The 20,281-nt window shown below is 63.0% G+C and carries 21 protein-coding genes; 8 read left to right on the forward strand and 13 right to left on the reverse strand.

All coding sequences use genetic code 11. The annotated features are described in order from the left end of the window. Positions 1-3: 3 nt before the first annotated feature. The 6 genes from ACZK4H_RS19565 to ACZK4H_RS19590 all read left to right on the forward strand — a co-directional run bounded on the left by ACZK4H_RS19565 (position 4) and on the right by ACZK4H_RS19590 (position 4,672). Positions 4-351, forward strand: coding sequence for a DMT family transporter (locus tag ACZK4H_RS19565; protein WP_038421338.1), 348 nt, complete (start codon positions 4-6; stop codon positions 349-351). A 15-nt stretch (positions 352-366) separates the two neighbouring features. Continuing rightward, entirely contained in the window at positions 367-987 is a 621-nt protein-coding gene (locus tag ACZK4H_RS19570) for a DUF3313 family protein (RefSeq protein ID WP_000837791.1), read from the forward strand. Further along, positions 984-2,141 carry an MlaE family ABC transporter permease gene (locus tag ACZK4H_RS19575; protein ID WP_000063629.1) on the forward strand — a complete coding sequence of 386 codons (1,158 nt, stop codon included), beginning with the start codon at positions 984-986 and terminating at the stop codon, positions 2,139-2,141. The genes ACZK4H_RS19570 and ACZK4H_RS19575 overlap by 4 nt, the downstream gene beginning before the upstream one ends. Next, positions 2,135-2,959, forward strand: coding sequence for an ABC transporter ATP-binding protein (locus tag ACZK4H_RS19580; RefSeq protein WP_155936418.1), 825 nt, complete (start codon positions 2,135-2,137; stop codon positions 2,957-2,959). Before ACZK4H_RS19575 ends, ACZK4H_RS19580 begins: the two co-directional genes overlap by 7 nt. A 91-nt stretch (positions 2,960-3,050) precedes the next feature. Then, positions 3,051-3,980, forward strand: coding sequence for an MlaD family protein (locus tag ACZK4H_RS19585; RefSeq protein ID WP_000433686.1), 930 nt, complete (start codon positions 3,051-3,053; stop codon positions 3,978-3,980). 92 nt (positions 3,981-4,072) lie between these two features. Further along, positions 4,073-4,672 carry an ABC-type transport auxiliary lipoprotein family protein gene (locus tag ACZK4H_RS19590; protein ID WP_003124411.1) on the forward strand — a complete coding sequence of 200 codons (600 nt, stop codon included), beginning with the start codon at positions 4,073-4,075 and terminating at the stop codon, positions 4,670-4,672. A gap of 66 nt (positions 4,673-4,738) precedes the next feature. On the opposite strand, the gene ACZK4H_RS19595 is transcribed toward ACZK4H_RS19590, so the two are convergent. From ACZK4H_RS19595 to ACZK4H_RS19635, 9 genes are all read right to left on the reverse strand, one after another. Further along, positions 4,739-6,742, reverse strand: a complete 2,004-nt coding sequence (locus tag ACZK4H_RS19595) for a relaxase/mobilization nuclease domain-containing protein (protein WP_000132148.1) — start codon at positions 6,740-6,742, stop codon at positions 4,739-4,741. A 448-nt stretch (positions 6,743-7,190) separates the two neighbouring features. Continuing rightward, entirely contained in the window at positions 7,191-7,778 is a 588-nt protein-coding gene (locus ACZK4H_RS19600; RefSeq protein WP_003092304.1) for a S26 family signal peptidase, read from the reverse strand. After that, positions 7,775-8,332 carry a DUF2840 domain-containing protein gene (locus tag ACZK4H_RS19605; RefSeq protein ID WP_023093372.1) on the reverse strand — a complete coding sequence of 186 codons (558 nt, stop codon included), beginning with the start codon at positions 8,330-8,332 and terminating at the stop codon, positions 7,775-7,777. The genes ACZK4H_RS19600 and ACZK4H_RS19605 overlap by 4 nt, the downstream gene beginning before the upstream one ends. Continuing rightward, positions 8,329-8,592 (reverse strand): hypothetical protein, encoded by a 264-nt coding sequence (locus tag ACZK4H_RS19610; RefSeq protein ID WP_000147048.1) that lies wholly within the window; start codon positions 8,590-8,592, stop codon positions 8,329-8,331. Before ACZK4H_RS19610 ends, ACZK4H_RS19605 begins: the two co-directional genes overlap by 4 nt. Continuing rightward, positions 8,589-9,227, reverse strand: a complete 639-nt coding sequence (gene parA / locus ACZK4H_RS19615; protein WP_003092312.1) for a ParA family partition ATPase — start codon at positions 9,225-9,227, stop codon at positions 8,589-8,591. The genes ACZK4H_RS19610 and parA overlap by 4 nt, the downstream gene beginning before the upstream one ends. Before the next feature lie 241 nt (positions 9,228-9,468). Beyond that, positions 9,469-10,326: a replication initiator protein A gene (locus ACZK4H_RS19620; protein WP_003092315.1), complete on the reverse strand. Its 858-nt coding sequence runs from the start codon at positions 10,324-10,326 to the stop codon at positions 9,469-9,471. 14 nt (positions 10,327-10,340) lie between these two features. Next, the gene (locus tag ACZK4H_RS19625) at positions 10,341-10,625 is read right to left on the reverse strand and encodes a helix-turn-helix transcriptional regulator (protein ID WP_001247107.1); all 285 of its coding nucleotides are present in this window, start codon (positions 10,623-10,625) and stop codon (positions 10,341-10,343) included. Between the two features lie 111 nt (positions 10,626-10,736). Beyond that, on the reverse strand, positions 10,737-11,507 hold the full coding sequence (locus tag ACZK4H_RS19630) for a DUF2285 domain-containing protein (protein WP_003092318.1): 771 nt from the start codon (positions 11,505-11,507) through the stop codon (positions 10,737-10,739). A gap of 342 nt (positions 11,508-11,849) precedes the next feature. Then, on the reverse strand, positions 11,850-12,197 hold the full coding sequence (locus ACZK4H_RS19635) for a DUF2958 domain-containing protein (RefSeq protein ID WP_016487838.1): 348 nt from the start codon (positions 12,195-12,197) through the stop codon (positions 11,850-11,852). 287 nt (positions 12,198-12,484) lie between these two features. On the opposite strand from ACZK4H_RS19635, the gene ACZK4H_RS19640 reads away from it, so the two are divergent. Next, positions 12,485-12,778, forward strand: coding sequence for a helix-turn-helix domain-containing protein (locus ACZK4H_RS19640; RefSeq protein WP_006379425.1), 294 nt, complete (start codon positions 12,485-12,487; stop codon positions 12,776-12,778). A 312-nt stretch (positions 12,779-13,090) separates the two neighbouring features. On the opposite strand, the gene ACZK4H_RS19645 is transcribed toward ACZK4H_RS19640, so the two are convergent. The 4 genes from ACZK4H_RS19645 to ACZK4H_RS19660 form a co-directional block, all read right to left on the reverse strand. After that, on the reverse strand, positions 13,091-13,405 hold the full coding sequence (locus tag ACZK4H_RS19645) for a DUF736 domain-containing protein (protein WP_001273857.1): 315 nt from the start codon (positions 13,403-13,405) through the stop codon (positions 13,091-13,093). Between the two features lie 775 nt (positions 13,406-14,180). Beyond that, the gene (locus tag ACZK4H_RS19650) at positions 14,181-14,390 is read right to left on the reverse strand and encodes a hypothetical protein (protein WP_022580212.1); all 210 of its coding nucleotides are present in this window, start codon (positions 14,388-14,390) and stop codon (positions 14,181-14,183) included. Between the two features lie 61 nt (positions 14,391-14,451). Continuing rightward, positions 14,452-16,521, reverse strand: coding sequence for a ParB/RepB/Spo0J family partition protein (locus ACZK4H_RS19655; RefSeq protein WP_000994919.1), 2,070 nt, complete (start codon positions 16,519-16,521; stop codon positions 14,452-14,454). A gap of 80 nt (positions 16,522-16,601) precedes the next feature. Next, a complete protein-coding gene (locus ACZK4H_RS19660; RefSeq protein ID WP_003092327.1) occupies positions 16,602-17,429 on the reverse strand; it encodes a DUF932 domain-containing protein in 828 nt (275 codons plus the stop codon). Positions 17,430-17,821: 392 nt separating this feature from the next. Between ACZK4H_RS19660 and ACZK4H_RS19665 the strand changes: the two genes are divergently transcribed. Further along, on the forward strand, positions 17,822-20,278 hold the full coding sequence (locus tag ACZK4H_RS19665; protein ID WP_001223964.1) for an ATP-binding protein: 2,457 nt from the start codon (positions 17,822-17,824) through the stop codon (positions 20,276-20,278). Positions 20,279-20,281 lie beyond the last annotated feature (3 nt).

Genomic DNA, 20,281 nt, shown 5'->3' on the forward strand with positions numbered 1-20,281 from the left:
CTTATGCGATTCAGCACCCATCCGCTGATCTGGAAATCCTGGTCGATTGTCATTGCCGCAGGGGTTCTAGGAGCGGGCTATCCACTGGGCCTGCGGGCCATCACGGCGGGCGGTCCGATGCGCTGGGTCGGCCTCTGTGTGGCAGTGACGTGCATGGCGGCCAGCGGCGCACTTTTGTGGTTCGCGCTCAAGCGGATTCCGATCAGCGCGGCCTCTGCAGCCTGGGCAGGAATCGGGCTACTTGGAAACTTGGGCGTCGGCGCCCTCCTACTAGGCGATGTCGCATCGGTAACGCGCTGGTCTGGCACCGCCCTCATCGCAGCAGGCATTGCCTGTCTTAGTTTCGTTTGATCAAGGAGACCCATTATGAAGAGCAAAACTGCATTGATCCGCGGCGGCATCTTTTTTTGCGTAGCAGGCGCGCTCTCTGGATGCGCGACCAACAGCATGACGCGCTCCGGATTTCTCGGCGACTACGAGAAGTTATCGCCGACACGATACGAGAACGTACTGATGTACCGCGCAGCGGGATTCGAGCCCAAGCGTTATGCCGCTGTCGTGGTGGAAGAAGCGCAGATCAAGACCGCCTCGGGTCGCATCGATGGGCTCGATGACGCGCAGCAGCGCGAAGTGCTAGACCATGTGACGAGCGAACTGAAACGCCAGGAAGGCAAAAGTCCCGCCCCCCCAGGTGGCGCGGGACAGGTTCGGGTGCGTGTAGCGGTCACCGAACTGCAGACACCGAATCGGGCAGTCAATGCAATGACGACCCTGCTGGTTGGACCCGTGACGACGGGTGGTGCCAGCCTAGAGTTCGAAGCAGTCGATTTAAGGACGGGACGCCGGGTTGCTGCCGCCAGTTGCTTCGAGCGCGGCAACGTCATTAAAGAGTTCGCCGGTTCGTACACATTGCTGGGTCATGCCAAAGCGGCGATCACGAACTGCATCGAGCGCATCGACAGCGCTTGGCGGGACACGCAGCCATGAGCAACGCTTCACAGGCTTGGCTCCGGCAGGATGCCATGGTCGGCGGTGATCACAAATGGCTGGCGGGTGGCGACTGGACGATAGAGCACTACGCCAGTCTGGCAAAATCCGTGTCCGCCGCCCGCATCAGTCATGCCGAGGGGTACGCCACTCCCTTACTCGACTGGACGCAAGTCCAGAGACTGGACACCGCCGGCGCGGCTCTGCTGGTGGAAATTCTCGGGCCAGACTCGATACTCGACCGGCCGGAGGCAGCTCCAAATCTGTCCTCGGATCGCCTCGCCCTAATGAGAGCGCTGGCCGCCGCTGCTACCGATCAGCAGAAGACGGAGAAAGCAGCGGTGAGCGGGAATCCTCTGCTCCGCGGTCTGGGACGCATAGGCCTGACCTTGGAACAGGGCTGTCGTGCGTGTCTTGGTCTGGCCGGGTTCGTGGGCCAGATCATCGAAACATGGAGCCGTACCGTTCGTCACCCGCGTCGCTGGCGCGCGACCTCGGTGATCGCTCAAATCCAGCGATCAGCGGTGGACGCCATTCCCATCGTGGCGCTACTGAGCTTCATGGTAGGAATGGTGGTGGCGTTCCTGGGAGCAACGGTGCTGGCCAACTTCGGTGCGAGCATCTTCTCGGTGCATCTGGTCGCCTTCTCGTTCATGCGCGAGTTCGGAGTGCTGCTCCCGGCCATATTGATTGCAGGCCGTACCGCAAGCGCGTACACCGCCCAAATCGGTTCGATGAAGGCAAATGAAGAGATCGATGCGCTTCGCTCCAACGCGCTCGACCCCATCGAGTTACTGGTGCTGCCACGCGTGCTGGCGCTTCTTGTGTCCTTGCCACTGCTCACCTTAGTAGGCATCTTGGCTGGCATTGCGGGCGGCGCCACCGTATGCGCACTGAGCTTGGAAATTCCTCCCGCACAGTTCCTTGCCATCGTGCAGGAAAAAATCGAGGTGCGCCATTTTCTTGTCGGAATGAGCAAGTCCCCGCTCTTCGCGGTGATGATCGCCGCTATCGGCTGCCATGAAGGGTTCAAGGTCGCCGGTAGCGCTGAGTCGGTAGGCGACCACACGACGTCTAGTGTCGTGCAATCAATCTTCATGGTGATCCTGATAGACGCCATCGCTGCACTGTTCTTCATGGAGATGGGCTGGTGAGCGCGGTGAAGCAAGACACCGACAACGGTGTGCGACACGCTATTGAAGTGCGCGGCCTGGACAACAGGTTTGGAACCCAGCAGGTCCATCAGGACCTAGACCTGGACGTGCGGCGCGGGGAAATCCTTGGCGTGGTGGGAGGGTCAGGCACCGGGAAATCCGTGCTCTTGCGTAGCGTCGTCGGGCTGCAGAAGCCGCATTCGGGCGTGGTCCGTATCGGGGGGCGCGACCTACTGCGAGCCCAATGGCTTGCGCGCGCGCGTATGGAGCGAAGGTTCGGCATTCTGTTCCAGAAGGGCGCGTTGTATTCATCGCTGACCGTCTTGGAGAACGTCGCTCTTCCTTTGATCGAGCATGTCGGTCTGGCGCGGCCTCTTGCCGAGCGTTTGGCAAGAAGCAAGCTGGGCTTGGTGGGGTTGCCTGCCGGAGCGGGAGACAAGTATCCGGCCTCGTTGTCCGGAGGCATGGTGAAACGAGCAGCACTGGCGAGAGCCTTGGCGCTTGATGCGAACATCCTGTTTCTTGACGAACCCACCGCAGGACTGGATCCAATCGGGGCTGCATCTTTCGACCAATTGATTCTGACCCTGCGCAATGCACTGGGCCTCACGGTGTTTCTGGTAACCCACGACCTCGATACGCTGTACACCATATGCGACCGTGTCGCGGTCCTGGCGAACCAGAAGGTACTCATCAACGACGGCATCGAGGCAGTCGAGCGCTTCAAGCACCCGTGGATACAGGAATACTTTCACGGCCCCCGTGGCCGTGCGGCCGCACAGGCCACTGGCGCTTCCAGCCAAGAGACGCAGCCATGAAACCCCTCCGCATCTGCATCATTCTTCCGTCGCGCACGCATTGGGCTGGGCGCACGCAATATTTAAACTCTGAGAACGAGGTGGTCTGATCATGGAACCACGTGCCCATCATGTATTCATTGGTCTGTTCGTCGTGCTGCTCGGTGCGATTGGTATTGGCTTCGCGCTTTGGCTCAGCGACACACGTTCCGACCACGATTACCAGTATTACCGGATTATGTTCGATGAGCCAGTGACCGGGCTTACGCCCGGCAGCCAGGTTCAGTACAGCGGAATCACGATTGGCGAAGTCGTTGCACTTTCTCTTTCACCGCGAGACCCAAGGCGGGCGATAGCGCGCGTACGCATCAATGCCACCATCCCGGTCCGGCAGGATACCCGCGCTGAATTGGTCATCACGGGAATTACCGGCAACGCGGTGATCGAGTTGAGCGACGGTGGGCCAAACGTGCCATTGCTGGATCGGAGAGAGGACGAGGAACCGTTGATCCTCGCACCACGTTCGGCGATGGCATCCCTGGTCTCCGGTGAGGGGAACAGCATGACGACACTCAACGGCATCTTGCTGCGCACGCAGGAGTTACTGTCGAAGGAGAATTTGGCTCTTGTGCACCGCAGTCTGGTGAATCTTGAACAGACCACGGGCGCGGTCGCTGACCAGAGGGCCGAGATCGCGACGTTAATCAGCAATCTGACCGAAGCAAGCAGAGAATCGACAGCTGCCGTGCGCCAAGCAAATAGCACTCTTCGCGATGCCAACCTGCTACTAAATAACGATGGTAAGCAAATCATGGTGAACACGCGTGATGCAACGGCATCCCTCGAACGCGCCGCTTTCAGGGTTGAGACGCTACTGCAAAACAATCAGGAATCGCTGAACCAGGGCTTGGCCGCCACAGGTCCTGCCATGCACGAACTCCAGCAGGCGCTGGCCAATCTAAACACCGTGCTGCGCCGACTGGATCGCAATCCGGCGCAATACCTGCTCGGTGGAGAGAACATTGAGGAAACCAAGCCGTGAACACTTCCGCCAGGATGATTCCCGTCGCTGCCGTGACTATGACGCTAGTACTCGGCTTGTCCGCGTGCAGTGTGCTTCCCAAAGCAGCTCCAATGGTCACCTACAAATTGCCCGACTATCACATCGCCCAGGCGGAGAGTACGCCGCGCGCCGTTCCGGGACCCGGGGCGCTGCGCGTCTACGCCCCTGAGAGTAGTCGCGTCCTGGATTCGGAGCGGCTGTTCATTGCGCAGCCCGATGGTCGCTTGTCGGCTTGGCAAGGAGTGCGTTGGGCCGACCCCGCACCGGTGCTGCTGCGTGACCGAATCGTCGAAGCCTTCATGCGCGATGGGCGGTCGACTTCCGTGATTACCGATAGCACCCCAATGAGCGCCGATATGGAGTTGCGCAGTACGCTGCGGGCGTTCCAGCTCGAATACCGCGGCACTGAAGCGATCGCCGCGGTTCGGCTCGATGTGCAACTGGTCGATCCGGCCAAACGGACTGCTATTGCCAGTAGACGCTTCGAAGCAATCCAAGCCACAGGCAGCAAGCGAGAGGCCGATGTGGTGAGCGCGTTCGGTGTCGCCACGGATATATTGGCCGGGCAGATCGTTGAATGGGCAGTTCAGGTCGGGGCAGCGCGTTTGCGAGTTGCACCGGAATTGGCAAGCAACCATGCACCCACAGCGTCGTCGATAAGCACAGACTAGTCGTCTTAACGGAGCACAGAAGCTAGGGCCAAAACGCTGCTCGACACCTTAACTCGGTACGACAGCCTACGGCCCCGATCCAATCCCAGGACCTCTTTGCCGTCCAACCTCCCATGACACACCGCCGCCGCGTACAGTCGCGGCGATCTGCTGCCCCAGTCGTGGCTCGATTATCGGCCGCCAAGGCACCAGACTGAATCCCATGCCGTCATCGAGCAGCGCATAGCGACCGCTGGCGAGCATGACCGAGCGCCGGTAGATGCCGGCTACGCGCTGCCCGTCTGTGACGTGCCGATGCTCCAATCCGCTATCGGCGGCAATGTGCTGGGCGGCCTGCGCCAGCTCCCGATTGCGCAGCGTTTCCAGCAGATTCCGGGAGAGAATCAGCCGCTGCCCGCGCCGCTGGGCCAGCCCCTGTTCTTCGAGGAAGTCGGCGCGCTGCTGCAAGGCTTGCCTAGCATCGCCGCCAAAGCCCAGGTCGCCCAGTCCCTTGCCGCCGCCGATCAACTGCTGATCCAGCCAGGTCGCGCCGATGACGCGGGCCTGCCGTTCAATCGGCAGATGCGATTTCAGTTCGACCGCCACGCCGCCCAGCCGCTGCGCGTCGTACTGGCGGCCACGCTCGGCCAAGTCGTCCGGCACCTTCCATAACCCCTCGGCCACGCGCTCCACGATGCCGGCCCGCCGTAGGGCTTCCAGCCGGCGGATATGGGCCGCCACAGCCTCTTGCGGGTCGCGGCCGGGCTTGGCTCGGCCTTGCTCGATCGCCAGGTGGTGATCGGTGCGGTACAGGCCATTGCTCGCCAGCGTGGCGATGTTCTTGTCGGCCGCCCGCACCTCGGCGGAACCGCGTACCTCCACCACCGCGCCGATGGGATAGTTCGCCAGCTCGTCGCGGGCGTCCAACGCGACGTAGTGGGCTTTGCCGTCCAACCCGTCGATGACCAGATAGCCGCGGTCGTGCAGCTCGTCGGCCAGACCCTTAGCAGCCACGCGACCGACGATAGTGCGGCCGTCGTCGCCCGGCTCGAACACCGCCAGCTCGCGAGGCTTGCCGCTCATGGCCCGCTGCATCGTTCGGATGATGTCGCCACGCTCGCCCAGGGCACGCAAGGTCTTCTCCGCGTCCGCATGGACGGCCCAGGTGCCGGGCTGCACCTCGTCGGCCAGGCCCAGGCGCTGCAAGTGTTGCAGGCGGCCGATCAGCAGCAGGCGCTGGCGTTGCAGCCGGGGTTCGTTGAAGCGTTCGATCTGCACCCGGCCATCCTCGCCGGCCTCGCGCTGCAACGTGCGGTCGAGGCTCGTCCACCGCTCTTGCTCCACCTCGCGCTGCAAGGTCTGCTGGATCTCCAGTTCGGTGCGCGGCCCCAGCCATTCCGTCGCCAGCTCGGCGGCGCGATGGCGGAAGCCGTGGGCGATGTAGTCGCCCGCGATGATGAGGTCTTTGCCGGTATCGTCGCGTCCGCGCACGATCAGGTGCGTGTGCGGGTTGTCGGTGTTCCAGTGATCGACCGCCACCCAATCCAGCCGCGTCCCCAGGTCGGCCTCCATCCGGTTCATCAGGTGCCGGGTGTAGGTGCGCAGGTCGTCCAGCTCCGCACTGTCTTCAGGTGAGACGATGAAGCGGAAATGATGTCGGTCGTCCTGGCAGCGTTCCTTGAAGGCATCGAGGTCGGCTTCGTCGGTCTGCGGCCCGTAGGCACGGCCCGGCTCGCCGTTCCGGCCGGCACCGTCGCGCTCGATGTAGCGCAGGTGCTTGGCGAGCGACTGCGGACTGGCGTTGCGCTGGTTGACCAGCAGCGTCTTGATGGTCACGCGCCGTGACATAGGGGTCAGCTTTGCGCCTGCGAAGCGCGCCGCCGTATGGCCGCGTCCAAGCCGTGAGCCGGGCCGCTGGCCGGCGTGCTGGCCGCTCCCGCCAGCGGTAGGACGGCGCACCGCCGACTTGCCGCCGCTGGCCTTGCCAGCCTGCTTGAGCACCTTGGAAACGAAGCTCTGGCCCTGGCCTTTGCCTCGGTTCTTCGGCGCGCCAGGGCGCACCCAGAAATCATGGTCGCCGCGGTCGGTCATGGCTGTGCTCCCTGCAAGCTCCGGCGTGTCCGAGCGTGCGAAGCACGCGGACATGCCTGCATCGGCGCGTGCCTCGCGCCCCACGCGGCACGGCGGCGAAGCCGCGCCGTGCCGCGCCACCCCCACGTGCAGACTGGCTTTGCGGGCGGCAGAGTGCCGAACCCTTTTGTCTTGCCTTCCGCCTTTGCCCCTCGCTCCCGCTCCGGGCATCGGCGGCCCGGCGGCGCTGCTGCACGAGCAGCCAGCCCGCCGGCGAACACGCCAATGGCCGCAGGCCAGGCGCGTTCGAGGCAAGACGCCTGCACGTTGGGCGGCTGCGCCGAAGGCAGCGCGAAGTGCGGTGCGAATGCACCCGCACTGCACGCGCGACGACACGGCGACGAACAGTAGAACGACATGCCCGATGGCACGATGAGAGGCGCGGCAAAGTGCAGCGAATCGGCGGCCATCATGGACGTGTCTCCAGCCAGATCGGATGCGCAACGCCGATCACGGCGAACGCGCTGACCGGCCCGAAATAGCGGCTGTCGAACGACGCCGGGTTGGTCGCGCTCAACAGGAACAGTTCGCCCGGTTGGAGACGGCGGCAAAGCTGCAAGGATGGCAGCGGCCGGCCCAGCCGGTCGGCAGGCAGGGCGGCGGCCACCGGCACGCCGTCGATGCGAACCTGGCCGGCGACGATGCAAACGTGTTGTGGCGCGACTGCGCCCACACGTTTGAGCAGCGGAACGCGGGTCGGCAGGTAGCCGCGCTGCGCAGCCAGCATGGCGGCCCTGTCGGGCAGCGGCATCAGCACGATGCTGTCCACGGACAGCGGACGTGGCCGCGAGGCGGTGCGCGGGTCGAACGGTTCGATGCGATACCAACCGACCGCCACGCTGTCGGACGGGTTGTAGGCCATTCGCGGCAGGGGCTGCACGAACGCCGCCCAGGCCAGCGCAGCGAGGCCGACGGTGGCGAAGCCTGCCAGCACGAGGCGAGCGCGCAGGCGCGAGCGAGGATGCGGCACGGGGCCGGTCGTGGAAATCGTGGTCATGGCAATGCCCTCCCGGCCAGCCAGGCGGCGTGCCGTTCTGCGGTGTATGTGGGTAGCGCCGAGCGCGCTGCGAGCCGGTTCGCGAGCGTGCGCCAGTACGCGGGCGATGTGTCTGCGGCTGCGATGCCCAGCGCCTCGATGCCGTCGATGCGTTCCAGCACGGCGCGCACGTTGGCATCGCCTTCGGCGTGCAGCAGCAGACGCGCGCCCGGCTGCACGCCGGGGATGCGCTGCACGGCGTCCAGCGGCGTGGCGGTCTGCATCACCATGAGCTGCCAGCGGATCGTGCCGTAGTCGTTGGCCTGCCAACGGATGCGGCACAGAACCGCGTTCGGCAGGAACACGGCGCAGCGCCGCCAGCGGTCGAGCTGGAGCGTGCGCGCCGGTTCGCCGAAGCGCAGGTAGAGCTTGAAGCGCGGTTCGATGTAGGCCAGCGCCACGCGCGTCAGCGGCACGTTGCCGGCCTGGCCGGCGAGTGTCGAAGGCGCCGGCGGCGGCGCAGCCGTGGGCGCACTTGCTTTGGGGGTGTGGGCGGTCGAAGCGGATGCGTTCACGGCGTGCCCTCCGGGGGAAACTCCCGCTCCAGCAGGTCGCGCAGCAGTTCGGCTACGGTCACGCCTCGCGTGAAGGCCGACACCTTGATGCGCGCCCGCATGGCGGGCGTGATGTCGAGCGTCAGTCGAGCGGTGTAGAGGTCGCCTTTCTGCACGGCATCTGCGTCGCCCTGGCGAATCCACGCTTCGGCGTGCGGATTCGCTGGGGGACGCGCACCGATGCCGACGCGCTTGCTGCGTGGTGGTGGCTTCCCAGTCATGTCGGCCACCGCAGCAGTTCGTCGGTGAGCGCGGCGATCTCGCGGGCAGCGGCGCTGTCGGGCGCGGTTTCGCGGGCGAGCCGGCCAGCGGCTACGCTGTCGGCAAAGACGATGCGCTGGTGGATCTCCGAGCGCAGCGCGGGCAGCGGCTGTTCGGCCAGCGATTGCCGTGCCTCCCTGCCGATGATGGTGGTGCTGACGCGCCGGTTGATGACGAAGGCCGCGCGCAGCGCTGGCCGGAACACCTGTGCTTCGCGGATCAGTGCGACCATCTCGGCAGAAGCCCATACGTCGTAGGGGCTGGGCTGCACGGGGATCAGCACGCGCTCGGCCGCCAGCAGCGCGGAACGCGCGAGGGCGGCGATGCGCGGCGGGCCGTCGATGATGATGTGATCGGCCCGCCTGGCGAGTTCTGGCGCTTCCTGATGCAGCGTTTCGCGGGCAAGGCCCACGGCGCTGAACAGACGGGGCAGGCCCTGCTGGCTACGCCGCTGCGTCCAGTCGAGCGATGACCCCTGCGGGTCGGCATCCAGCAGGATGACATGCAGGCCGCGCATCGCCAGTTCGCCGGCGATGTGCGTGGCGAGCGTGGTCTTGCCGACGCCGCCTTTCTGGTTGAGAAACGCGAAGATCATGGCGCGGCCCTCCGAGCTGGAAAGCCGGCCTGGCCGTGCCGTTTCGTGGTTGTCCACCGAAACGGCGCGCTTCTACTAAAAGTTATGTATTTCTTGTTAGGTAAGTTAGAGGGAACGCAAACCCGCGCCGTTGTTGGCTTTCCGGCGTTTTCGTACTCCTGATAGCACGAGGGTCGTACTCCTGATAGCACGATACCCGGTACTCCTGATAGCACGAGGCCGTCCACAGGTTCTCCCGCAGTTATCCCCGTGCCGCGTGCGGCACGGGCCGGAAGGTCAGCAGCTCGGTGTTGTCGTCCGGCATCCGCTCGATGCCGAGGACGTAGCCGGGCAACGACTGCCGCGCCACCAGGGCGCGCACGTCGTAGGCGAAGTCCGAGAAGCGGGCCGCGCTGCCGGATTTGCGGTACAGGTGTCGGAAGTCGAATTGCCAGCCGTGCTCCTGCCGCCCGCCATGCTTGCGCACCAGGCGGTACAGCCAGCGTTCGATACCGCCCTTCAAGCGGAAATAGGCCGGGTCGATGGTCAGCACCAGGGCGGCGTCGAGCACGCCGGCATAGAACCAGTCCGGCAAGATCAGCTCGATGCCCAGCGGGGTGCCGCTGGCGTCGGCGAGTTCCTTCCACTCGTTGATCCACGAGAAGCGATGCAAGCGCCTTCCCGTGGTTTCGCGGATGGACGTGGCCACCGTGGTCGATTGCAGCCGGTCGAGGGCGGCCTTCAGGCGCTGGTAGTCGTTGAGGGACGTGCCGCGCCCGATGAAGCGCAAAATCTCGTAAGGCGTGGCGCGTATCCAGCGCGACGGGCGCAGGCCCGCGTCGCGCGCCTCCACGATCTGCGAGGCGGCCCATATCAGCACGTCGGCATCCCATATCGTTGCGATGCCGTGCTCCTGCGTGCCTTCCACGCGAATGGTGACGTTCCCGCTGCGGAAGTCGATCGGCGCCGTGCGCCGCGACTTGGCAAGCGAGAAGAACGGAAAGGCCATCAAGTCCTGGGAATCGCGTGGCGCCATGTCGCCCGGCAGCGCGCGGAACAGATCGAGCTGTTCGCGCTGCGGCAAGGCTTGCCCTGGCGGGCTGGACATGGCGAAGGCCACCCACGCGCCGACGATCAGCGGCCATCACGGTAGTCGCCCGCGTGGCGCTCGGCGTATTCGGGATCGGACGTGGCCTCGTAGCTGCGCTGGTCGGCCCAGGCATCGAGGTCGGACACCGCGTACATGACGCGGCGGCCGAACTTGCGGAACTTGGGGCCGCCGCCGATCACCCGCTGCTTCTCCAGCGTGCGCGGCGACAGCCGCAGGTAGTCGGCGGCTTCGTCGTTTGTCAGGTAGCGTTGAGGCTGCGAGGTCGCAGTGACGGCAGCGGCGGCAGGCCGCGAGGGAGCAGGTCGCATGGGATGTACCTCCATCAAGCCCGGCCACACCACGCGGCCGGATAGAGGCACTCTCAAGAAAGCAAGGCTTCTTGCTAAGGGACGATTCGCACGGGTCGAGAAACGTCCCCCCTAATGCGACGGGAACATTGGAAGCTGCGCTAGTCGGCGGTAGCCGCCGTGCATCAGCTCATCGCCGCGGCGTACCAGCCGCCGTACGCGGGCACGCAATGCACTGTCTTTGTGCCAGTCGGCCGCGACGGCATCCGCGCCGAACAGACCTTCGCCCACCTCGCGCAAGGAGGCTCCCGCGAGGGTCGCGTCGAGCGCTTGCAAGGTATGCAGTTCCAGCAGCGCGGCGGGCGTGGGGCGGGAGCGGGCTGTTGCCACAGGCGTGGCCACGGTTGCGGCAGATAGCGCATCCAGCTTCGCAGCGAGCGTGCGGTAGCGCGCACAGGGCGTGGCGCAGGCGCGTGTGGCGTAGAGATAGGCCGAACCATCTTCCAGGTCGGGTGCGAGTGCCAGCCGAACGCAGCAGCCTGGCCAATGCGATACGAGCACCAGGCGCTTGCCGTCGTGGGTCAGTTGCTTGCGCCCAGGAATGCGCCAGAACTCGAAGGTATGCGCATCGGGTGGTGGGTCGGCGTCGGGGTATAGCTGCACCACGGCATCGTGATCGGGGAACCAAGCAGGATGTGCGTCGCGCGCATCCAGGCCGGGATCTTCCAGCAGGCGCAGGCCCCAGGCCTGCGCCGCATCAGGCTTGCGACGCCGGCGTAGCCAGTCGCGCCGGTAGCTTGGATTCCTGCGCAAATACTCCCAAGCCAGCGCTGGGCCATCGAGGTGCAGCGTGTAGAGATACGCGGCCGTGGGATACCAGTGTTGGCTGCTGCGGTCAGTCATGGCGAAACCTCCCTGTTTCTGGGAACGTCGCCACAATTCCGCTGTGCGGGAGCTATCGAATCGCCATCAAGTGGTCATCAAACTCGGGTTACGCTTTAACTGCTGGTGTCAAGACAGATTCGCTCCAGTGCATTGCCGAAATCGTCTAAATGCGACGACTGCACCGCCCGGAAATGGGGTGCAGCATTGAACACCGTGCCGAATCTCGCGCCTGGCATCATGACTGTTTTGGTCAGGAGCGCACCACCCTGGTGCAAGCATGCGGATCAAGACTTGCCAGGTCTTGGCTAAGACCGAAATAGTCACAATGCGATACTTTTTGCCTGGTCGCGCTGGAATGCGTCAATCGGTGATCGAACCGTTTTCCTGAGCCAGTCGAACGTATTCCGACAGCGGCCGCGTCGGCTGGAAATACCGATCTCGTATCACGGGCTGCTTGAGCGGCCCGACGATGGACGCCAGATCGGACAGCTTCACCGTCGCCAGGGCAGGCATCCCGATCCCGAGGTCGATCAGGCCGTAGGCCGTATCGCCATCGGTCGGATCGAGCGCGGCCAATAGCCAGGTCGCATGTGCGTCCGGTGTGAACAGGCGCACCACGGGCAGCGGGTCACATTCCTGGCCTGCGGCGCGGGTGAGGCCGTGGGCCAGTAGGTGCACCCGGTCTTCCTCGGTGACAAGCGTGGTCAAGGCCGCGCCCCTTCCACGAACACACGCAATCGCCGAGGCGCATCTGTGCCTGCGGACGGATGCACGTATGCGCAAGCGCACGAAGCCGCAAAAGCGGAGAGGCACGAAGGCGTATTGGTGGAAGTCAGGAAAGACACGGATGCGGTTCCCTGGGTCTGAGGAAATCCGCAGATGCGGATCTCCGTAAAAGCACGGAAAAGGAAAACATCACCACCAAATGAACACTATAGATTGTAGTCCTATAGGGCGCAATGGGCTGTCATCTTGGTTTTTTGGGGAAACCATAGGTGGCAGCGAAGAACTCATTGGCAGCGGCGATTCGGACGGTAAGGAAGGCGCGTGGTTTGAGCCAGGAAGCGTTCTCCAACGTGTCCAGTCGCACCTACATGAGCACGCTGGAGCGCGACCTGAAAAGCCCAACCATCCAGAAGCTGGCCGATCTGTGCGAGGTCATGGAAGTGCATCCGCTCACGCTGCTCACATTGGCTTATGCCGGTGACAGCACCCGCGAAGCTGATGAATTGCTGGCACAGGTGCGCCAGGAACTCAGGGCGATATTGGAAGAGCCCGACACGCCTTAGCGCGTTGGCGTGTGGTACTGAATTGCAGCAAGCGGAGCGCGCAGCGCCGCAGGCGCGAAGGCGTGAGGGATTGAAGCCGGATGGCCGTGACGGCTTGCCGGCACGGGGCGAAGCCCGAAAGCCCGGCGGCGCTTACAGCGCCGACACGCCACACACCGCTCGTTGACACGGATTGCGAGCCACAAGGCACGCATGCAGGCCCGCCGTGACGGGCGTATCCAGCACGCGGCAGCAGCAGAAATCCTGCGCGTGCGGTGCTGCGATCAGCAGCATCGCGCCCCGCCGCAGTGGGCGGGACGCGGTAAGCGGCTGTCAGGCCGCCTTCGGCTTGTTGCGCGACCAGATCAGGTCGTGCGTGCCGTCCTCGTTCTCGATCAGGCGGGCATAGACCGTCGCCGGGAACGAAGGGTCGTCGATGGATACGGACAGGTATTCCCGCCCGGCCTCGCTGGTCTTCTTCCACGCTGCGCCGACTTCGTGGCCAGCCGCTTGCAGGTGGAAGTCGGGGGCGTTCTCGGTGTCGCCCTTGTCGTTGGGAACCAGCTTGACCTTGACGTTGAGCGTCAGGGTGCGAAGCGTGCCGGTGAAGCCGTCTTTCTCTGCGGTGAAGGTGCCGATGTTAGCCATGATGTTTCTCCTTTCGGGTTGAACAAGGTCGCGCCAGTGCGTCCTTGTTGTGATCCGGCCGGCGGGGGATGGGCTGGTCGCACCGCACAGCGGTCGCAACAACGTGGAGAACCTGGAAGCGAAAAGAATTTGTCCCGCGAGGAATGCGCGCAGCGCAGGGGAAATTGTTTTCGCTGCAAGGTTGCGGCCATCAAGCACAAGGCGCAGCCGCGCCACCGCCAGGATTCACAACAAGACAAGGACGCACAGGCCGCCCGCTCCCGAATGGAGACGTGGCCAACTCGGCATCCCCGCGTGACGGCTGCACCGGCTTGCGCCCTGACGCGGGCCAGGTCAATGCCCCGACGACAAGGCCAGAGCGCCCCTGCCGCAGCTCACGGCCACATACTGAGGCGTGGTGTGGAAGCTCCATAGAAGCGAGGCTGGGCGGCGTGTCGGTGAACCGTCTTTCGTGACGTACAGACAACGAACCGCCAGCGTCGGGGACGGCACGCTTTCGTGCAACCTGCCGCAGCAAGCCGGGGCGTAGCCACACCAGCCCCGCCCATTGCGGCGGGGCTCGGTCGAATCGTTGGCGGCGCGATGCGCCGCCACACTTGCTGGCTTCGTGGATTTCGCGCACGAGCGCCCTTGTGCGTGGCCCCATCGCCGCCTGTCCGAAGGCGGCGATGGGGCGTTTTGGCTTTGAGCAGTGAAACCGGGCGCGGCCACCGCCGCGCCCGGAGTTTTCGACCACCGGCCCCAAGGCGGCACGGCTTGGGGCCGGTGCGGCTCGTTATTCCTTGGTTTCGATGATCCACCACACGGCGCGCGGCAAGGCGCGGCCCGTGAGGGGATGCAGATCGGTCAGGTCGGCGCGGGCCGTCCAGCCACGCGGCGGACGGTAGCCGCGCACGTCGCCGTCGCCGTGCCAGCGGCGGGCGCGCACCGTGCCGGAGGCATAGGTCGCAGCTATGCGGGGGCGGTTTGCGGGTTGGTGGGTCATGGCAGGCATCCTCAACATGAAGCGCCCCGGCCGGAACCGGGGCGCTATCTACGGTGCGAAGTCACGCGGCCAAAGCCTCGGCCTGCGGCTGGTCATCCGCCACGGCGGCCACTTCTTCCTGTGCTTCGGCTTCGCCATCCGCCGGCGCGTCCTGCCCGGTCTGCTGCGGGCCTTCGGAGCGGAAGATGGCGGGCATCCAGCCGGTGCCAGCGGCCAGCCGTTCGGCTTCGCTGGCAATGTCGCCCTTCTTCAACTTCGCCAGTCGGGTGACGTGCGAGGGCGCGAACCCGCCAACGGCTTCCAGAATCGCGGCCTTCGGCACATGCCGGAAGTAACCCTCATTGGTGGGCTGCCACCACGCGGCCATATCCAGCCCCACGGCCTGCGCCAGTTCCGCGCCGGGCTGGTGCGGCGTGGCGCGAGGCGTCACCACGTCCACCGTGGAAGCTAAGCACACGGCCAACAGCCGCACCAGTTCATCCTGTGATTTCGCCAGCAGCGCGGCGAACAGTTCGGCGCTGTCCTCCGGCAAGGTTTCGCCTGCCACCTGTTGCAGTTCGCGCAGCGCCACGGCGGCGGGTGATTCCGGCCAGTCCGGGGCCATGCCTTCCAGCCGGTCTTGCACCGTGAGGCGCACACCCAGCGGCAGGTCGTGCCCGTAGTGCCTTTCCTGCAAGACGGTCTGCACCATGCCATGCACCACGGCGGCCAGCGCTGCTTGCGGATGCCGTGCAACTTCGATTTGCAGCGCAGCGGTACGGTGCGCGCTCAACCGCTGCGCCAGTCGGTCAGACATGGCGGCGGTCTTGGGCTGCTCGTCGTCCTCGCCTGCGTCCTCGTTCGCGGCTTCGCCTTCGCTGCCGAAACCCTGCCGCAGCCGCTCCAGCGTGCGCAGTGCCTTGGCCTCCGCTTCGCGCAGCAGCCCGCGATGAATCGCGGCCTGCCCGTCGCGGTCGATGGTGACAATGGCACCGGCTGCGGCCTTCACGTTGGCCGCATAGTCCAGCAAGCCATCTTCCAGCGCCTGCAACTGCTCGCCCAGGCGTTCGCCTTCTTCCTGCAAGGCATCGGCCTTTTCCTCGTCCTCGTCGTCCAGCGCGGCATCCACCGCCTCGGCCAGTTCGTGCAGCTTGGTTTGCAGCTTCTCGATGCGCTGCGCGTCGCGCTTGTTCGGACTGCGGCGTTCCCTTGGCGCACGCTGGAAGGCTTGCAGATCGGCATGGGTCATGCCCGGCGTGGCATCCACCCACGCCCAGCCCTCGGCCTGCACCTTGGCGGCGATACCTGCCAGCTTGTCCTGCGCCAGCCGTTCCAGCAGTGCGGCATCGGTCAGATACACGCCTTTGTCGCCCTCCGCGAACAGGTCGCGGCGGATGCCACCGCCTTCCTGCTCGTAGCCGTCCAGCCCGACAAAGCGCACCAGCGGATGCCGGTAGGCGTCGATTTCGCGTTCGGTCAGGCGGTCGCGCAGGTTGTGCGGGCCGCGCTGCCATGTGGGCGCATCGTAGAACGCGGCTTCCTGCGCAGCATGGTCGTCGGTGATGGCGAGGGCCATCAACTGGTCAAGGCTCACGGCCTCGGCCCGGTAGTCGGCCAGCAGGCGCGGCGACACGTTGGCGAGTTTCAGACGGCGCTGCACCACCAGCGGCGTGACGCTGAAATCCGCTGCAATGTCCTCGATGCTGCGGCCTTCGGCCACGAGCGCGGCGAACGCCTCGAACTGGTCGGCGGGGTGCATGGCTTCGCGCTGCACGTTCTCGGTGAGGCTGGCCGTGCGGGCGGTGCCATCGGCCACCAGCAGGCAAGGCACCTCCCATTCCTTGCTAATGCGGTGCTTTTTCGCCAGCAGCTTCAACGCTGCGAGGCGACGGTCACCGGCCACGACCTCGTAATGCTCGCCATCGGCGGCGGCAATCACGATGAGGTTTTGCAGCAGGCCGACACGCTGGATGCTGGCGGCGAGTTCGGGAATGGACATGCGCGGGGTCTTGCGCACGTTGCGGCCAGTGGGACGCGACACCAGCCGCGACAGCGGAACCAGAATCAGGTTCTTGGTCGGATCAGCGGCTTCCAGCGGGATAGCGGCGGCGGTGTTGATGGCGCGGGCTTCGGTTTGGGTAACGGCGTTCATGGTGATAACTCCTATCGGTTCAGGGATGCAGCAGCGAAGAAAGCGACAAGGGCTGCTGCCTGCCCCTGCCGCGTGGGGATTCAGGCTTTCAACTGGCGCATGCCATCGGCCAGCAGCCAGAGGGCGCGATTTAGTCGGATGTTTTGGTCGATGCCCTGCACCGGGCGGGTTTGCTGTCGGCGCCCGTTGGCGCTGCGGCCACGCAGCCCGCCTTGGGTCAGGTTTTCTTGGGTGCGGTTGAACACGCTCCACAGGTCGGGGCGGCGGTCGTCGAAGCGGCGCGGCATCAGGATTTGCGATTCCGTGATGGGCGCGGGCTTGTCGGGGTCGTCGTACTTGAGGGCGAGCGCGGCGCGGGCGAACACTTCGGATTCGCCATCGTCCAAGGTGATGCCGCGCATGGCATCGCGCGATTCCTTCACCCGATCGAAACCGCTCAAGACTTCGTAAGCCCCCTCAATGACCAGACCGGCCACGTCGCCTTTATGGGGCACTCGCACATCGGCCACGGTGTTGCCGCAGACAAGGCCATTGCTGCACACGAACCGGAACATTCCGGCCAGCATCTGATAGCTGCTGGTGCCGTCGTGCGAGTTCAGCAGCACGATTTCGTTGGCCTCCGCGCCGTTGATCTGGCTGGCATGGCGCAAGCGAATCATGTGTTTGGTGTGCTCGCGCTTGCCTTCGTCGCGCACGCGGGTTTGCGTCACCATGAAAGGCTGGAAGCCTTCTTTGCGAAGCTCGGTCAGCACGGCGGCGGTGGGGATATAGGCGTACCGCTGCGAACGGCTCTCGTGCGGGGCATCCGCGAAGATGGACGGGGCCACGCGGTGAATCTGGTCGTCGGACAGCGGGTAATCGCTGCGCAGCGAGGGGGAGCGGAAAGCGAAACGGGATGCGAGTTGCATGGTCTTTCTCCTGACAAAAGAGGTTTGCTGTTCACACCGCACACCGGATTTCTAGATTCGGAGCCCAGCCTTTCGGCTGTTTGGTGCGGTCGGCACGAGGAACCCGGTTGGCCCTGTTGCCACCGTCTTTCCTGAGTTCATCGCCCGCGCCCAAAGGAGCGCGCGGACGGGGGCCGTCAAGGAGCCAAGCGCAGGGTTGGTGCGGCCCGCAGGCGCAGCCGAGGACACGGCCCTGCGCGCCTTGACGGCACACGGTCGCGGGCTACGGTCGCGGGTAAGGTGATGAAGTCAGGGGAGACGGCTGGACAAGGCAACGGCCATCCCTTTGTGCTGACCGCACGCAAGCGAAGCGCGCAGGCCCGAAGCTGGAAGCCGGGCCGTAGGCGTCAGCGATGCGGAAGGCTGGCGAAGCCAGTCCCGCCAGGGATGAGCGACTAGCGAACCTGGAGCAGCGCGATCCGCGAAGCGGAGACGCAAGAGGACTCTTCGTTTACCATTTGTTTCGCAAGCAAATGATGGGAAAGCAAGAACACGGAGATATAGAGATGATTGTCTGCATCAACCGCCTCAAACAGTTCGGAATCTTCAGCGACTTCAATGGAACGAAGATCCAAAAGTTCGGCCGGTACAACCTGGTCTATGGTTGGAATGGAACAGGCAAGTCAACGTTATCGAATCTATTCTCTTGCTTTGAGCTTCGCTCGATGGTTCCCCGCTTCAGCACGGGCCAATTTTCAGTAGTTCTGGAGGATGGCTCAACGATCACGGAATCCACACTCCACTCATCCCAATTGAATATTCATGTTTTCAATCAACGCTTCGTGCATGAGAACATTGATTGGGACAAATCCGTAAAGAGCATCCTTCTTATTGCGAAAGAGAAGATTGATGACTTGCAGAAGCTGGAGAAGCTGAAGAGCGAGCTTCAGTCGAAAAAGAAGGCTCACGACGACAAGCAAAGCGATATCAAGAAGCAGCGTGAGGCATTAGAGAAGTTCCTGACCAATGCTGCCAAGAAAATGAAGCTTGGACTTCAGGCGATTGATACGAGCGACAGTTATTACTTGAATTACGACCGCCGCAAGCTCTTCAACTTCATACAGAATAACGGCGAGACAATTATCAAGGCGGAGTCGGTTCTTCCAGATGAGAGGGTTATCGACCTTACGAATGCCGCCAAGCCAGATCAGCTTCCAAGCATTGCTTTCGCCTCAACGGCCATTGAGCCGGACTACTTTAAGAAAGCGGCGGGCCGCATCAGAGATTTGATTGGGACTACGGCGGTCAATCAAGCAATCCAGCGGCTGACCGATAACCCGGAAATCCGCGAATGGGTTCAAGCAGGCTTGGAAATCCATAAAAACCACGACTCGCAATCCTGCGAGTTCTGCGGCTCTCCGTTCGCCCAGCTTCGTGCCGAGGCGCTTGCTGCCCACTTCAGCAAGGAGTTCACGGAGTTTCAGAGCCGACTTCAGAACGCGGCGACATGGATTGAATCTCAAGGCGCTCCAGCTAATCAGTTTCCCGCATCGACCGAGTTTTATAAAGAACTATCGGCCGAGGCAGAGAAGCTTCAAAAGGACTACGCAACTGCTGCTGAAAAGATCGACCAGCAAATCGACGCCTGGCGGGAAGCCCTGAAGGCCAAGATCACAGACCCTGGGAAGACAGACATTCAGATCTCGGATGTGGTTGAAGACGATGTCACCAATTTCAATGACATCCTGAAATCGATTGTTGCTCTCGTTGGAAAGCACAACAATAAGACTTCAAATTTCAAATCTGAGACCTCAAAAAGCAAGGTGGCACTGGAGCTTCACTTTGCTGCGGCTGAGGTGCAAGAGTTTGACTATGCTGGAAGTGAGAAGAAGTGCAATGACCTTGAGTCAGAAGCAAAGAACGACCATAAGGAAATTGAAAAAATTAGTCTAGAGGTCGGAGCCATAGAAGCGGCGCTCTCGAATGAAACGGTCGGGGCAAAGGAGTTCAATGACATCCTGCATCGCTTCATTGGCCGCTCTGAGCTTTGCCTGAACTTCAATCAGAAGAAGAAAGGCTATGAGATCATCAGAAACGGGGTTGGTGAGCACGATGGGAATTTGAGCGAAGGTGAGAAAACTGCGATTGCATTTGTCTATTTCATCACGAAGCTCAAAGAAAATGGAAATAACATCAAGGATACGATCGTCGTCGTTGACGATCCGGTCTCAAGCTTTGATTCTAATCACTTGTTTCACGCCTACTCGTTTTTGAGAACGCAATGCACTGAAGCCAAGCAACTTTTTGTGCTGACTCACAACTTCACTTACTTTAAGCTAGTGAGAGACTGGTTCACTGGCACCAATAGGAATCGAGTCAAAAAAGGCAACGCCGAGAATTGCTTCTTTTATCGCCTGGATGCGCCACCTGGCTCCCCTCGTCACTCCCTACTTGTGGATGCCGACGACTCACTCAAGAACTACGGTTCCGAGTACCACTATATCTTCAAGAAGCTCTACGAATATAGGGCGCACACAACACTCAATCGAGATGAGGCGTTCTTGACCGCCAACCTCGCCCGAAAGCTTGTTGAATCGTTTTTCACCTTCAAATATCCAAGGCGTCGAAGCGACATTAGTCAATTGATGGAGGCTGGCCTAAAAGATTGCACCATCACGACACCAGAGCTTAAAGAAAAAATCTACCGCTTTATCAATAAGTATTCACATAGCGACGTTATTGAGATAACAGAGGAATCCGCAGAAAACTTGGCAGGCGAAAGCCACAGCGTCATCGGGAACATCTTCCAGTGGCTGGAAGAGGTGGACAAGAAACATTACGACGAGATGATTCAGGTTGCGACGGCCTGAGCA

This window comes from Stenotrophomonas sp. 78350_Sma, assembly GCF_056482105.1.

What these genes read in the sequence shown, in the direction of transcription:
- ACZK4H_RS19565 (WP_038421338.1), top strand. Translation starts at nt 4, where the DNA reads ATGCGATTCAGCACCCATCCGCTGATCTGGAAATCCTGGTCGATTGTC.
- ACZK4H_RS19570 (WP_000837791.1), top strand. Translation starts at nt 367, where the DNA reads ATGAAGAGCAAAACTGCATTGATCCGCGGCGGCATCTTTTTTTGCGTA.
- ACZK4H_RS19575 (WP_000063629.1), top strand. Translation starts at nt 984, where the DNA reads ATGAGCAACGCTTCACAGGCTTGGCTCCGGCAGGATGCCATGGTCGGC.
- ACZK4H_RS19585 (WP_000433686.1), top strand. Translation starts at nt 3,051, where the DNA reads ATGGAACCACGTGCCCATCATGTATTCATTGGTCTGTTCGTCGTGCTG.
- ACZK4H_RS19590 (WP_003124411.1), top strand. Translation starts at nt 4,073, where the DNA reads ATGGTCACCTACAAATTGCCCGACTATCACATCGCCCAGGCGGAGAGT.
- ACZK4H_RS19595 (WP_000132148.1), bottom strand. Translation starts at nt 6,742, where the DNA reads ATGACCGACCGCGGCGACCATGATTTCTGGGTGCGCCCTGGCGCGCCG.
- ACZK4H_RS19600 (WP_003092304.1), bottom strand. Translation starts at nt 7,778, where the DNA reads ATGACCACGATTTCCACGACCGGCCCCGTGCCGCATCCTCGCTCGCGC.
- ACZK4H_RS19610 (WP_000147048.1), bottom strand. Translation starts at nt 8,592, where the DNA reads ATGACTGGGAAGCCACCACCACGCAGCAAGCGCGTCGGCATCGGTGCG.
- parA (WP_003092312.1), bottom strand. Translation starts at nt 9,227, where the DNA reads ATGATCTTCGCGTTTCTCAACCAGAAAGGCGGCGTCGGCAAGACCACG.
- ACZK4H_RS19625 (WP_001247107.1), bottom strand. Translation starts at nt 10,625, where the DNA reads ATGCGACCTGCTCCCTCGCGGCCTGCCGCCGCTGCCGTCACTGCGACC.
- ACZK4H_RS19630 (WP_003092318.1), bottom strand. Translation starts at nt 11,507, where the DNA reads ATGACTGACCGCAGCAGCCAACACTGGTATCCCACGGCCGCGTATCTC.
- ACZK4H_RS19645 (WP_001273857.1), bottom strand. Translation starts at nt 13,405, where the DNA reads ATGGCTAACATCGGCACCTTCACCGCAGAGAAAGACGGCTTCACCGGC.
- ACZK4H_RS19650 (WP_022580212.1), bottom strand. Translation starts at nt 14,390, where the DNA reads ATGACCCACCAACCCGCAAACCGCCCCCGCATAGCTGCGACCTATGCC.
- ACZK4H_RS19655 (WP_000994919.1), bottom strand. Translation starts at nt 16,521, where the DNA reads ATGAACGCCGTTACCCAAACCGAAGCCCGCGCCATCAACACCGCCGCC.
- ACZK4H_RS19660 (WP_003092327.1), bottom strand. Translation starts at nt 17,429, where the DNA reads ATGCAACTCGCATCCCGTTTCGCTTTCCGCTCCCCCTCGCTGCGCAGC.
- ACZK4H_RS19665 (WP_001223964.1), top strand. Translation starts at nt 17,822, where the DNA reads ATGCGGAAGGCTGGCGAAGCCAGTCCCGCCAGGGATGAGCGACTAGCG.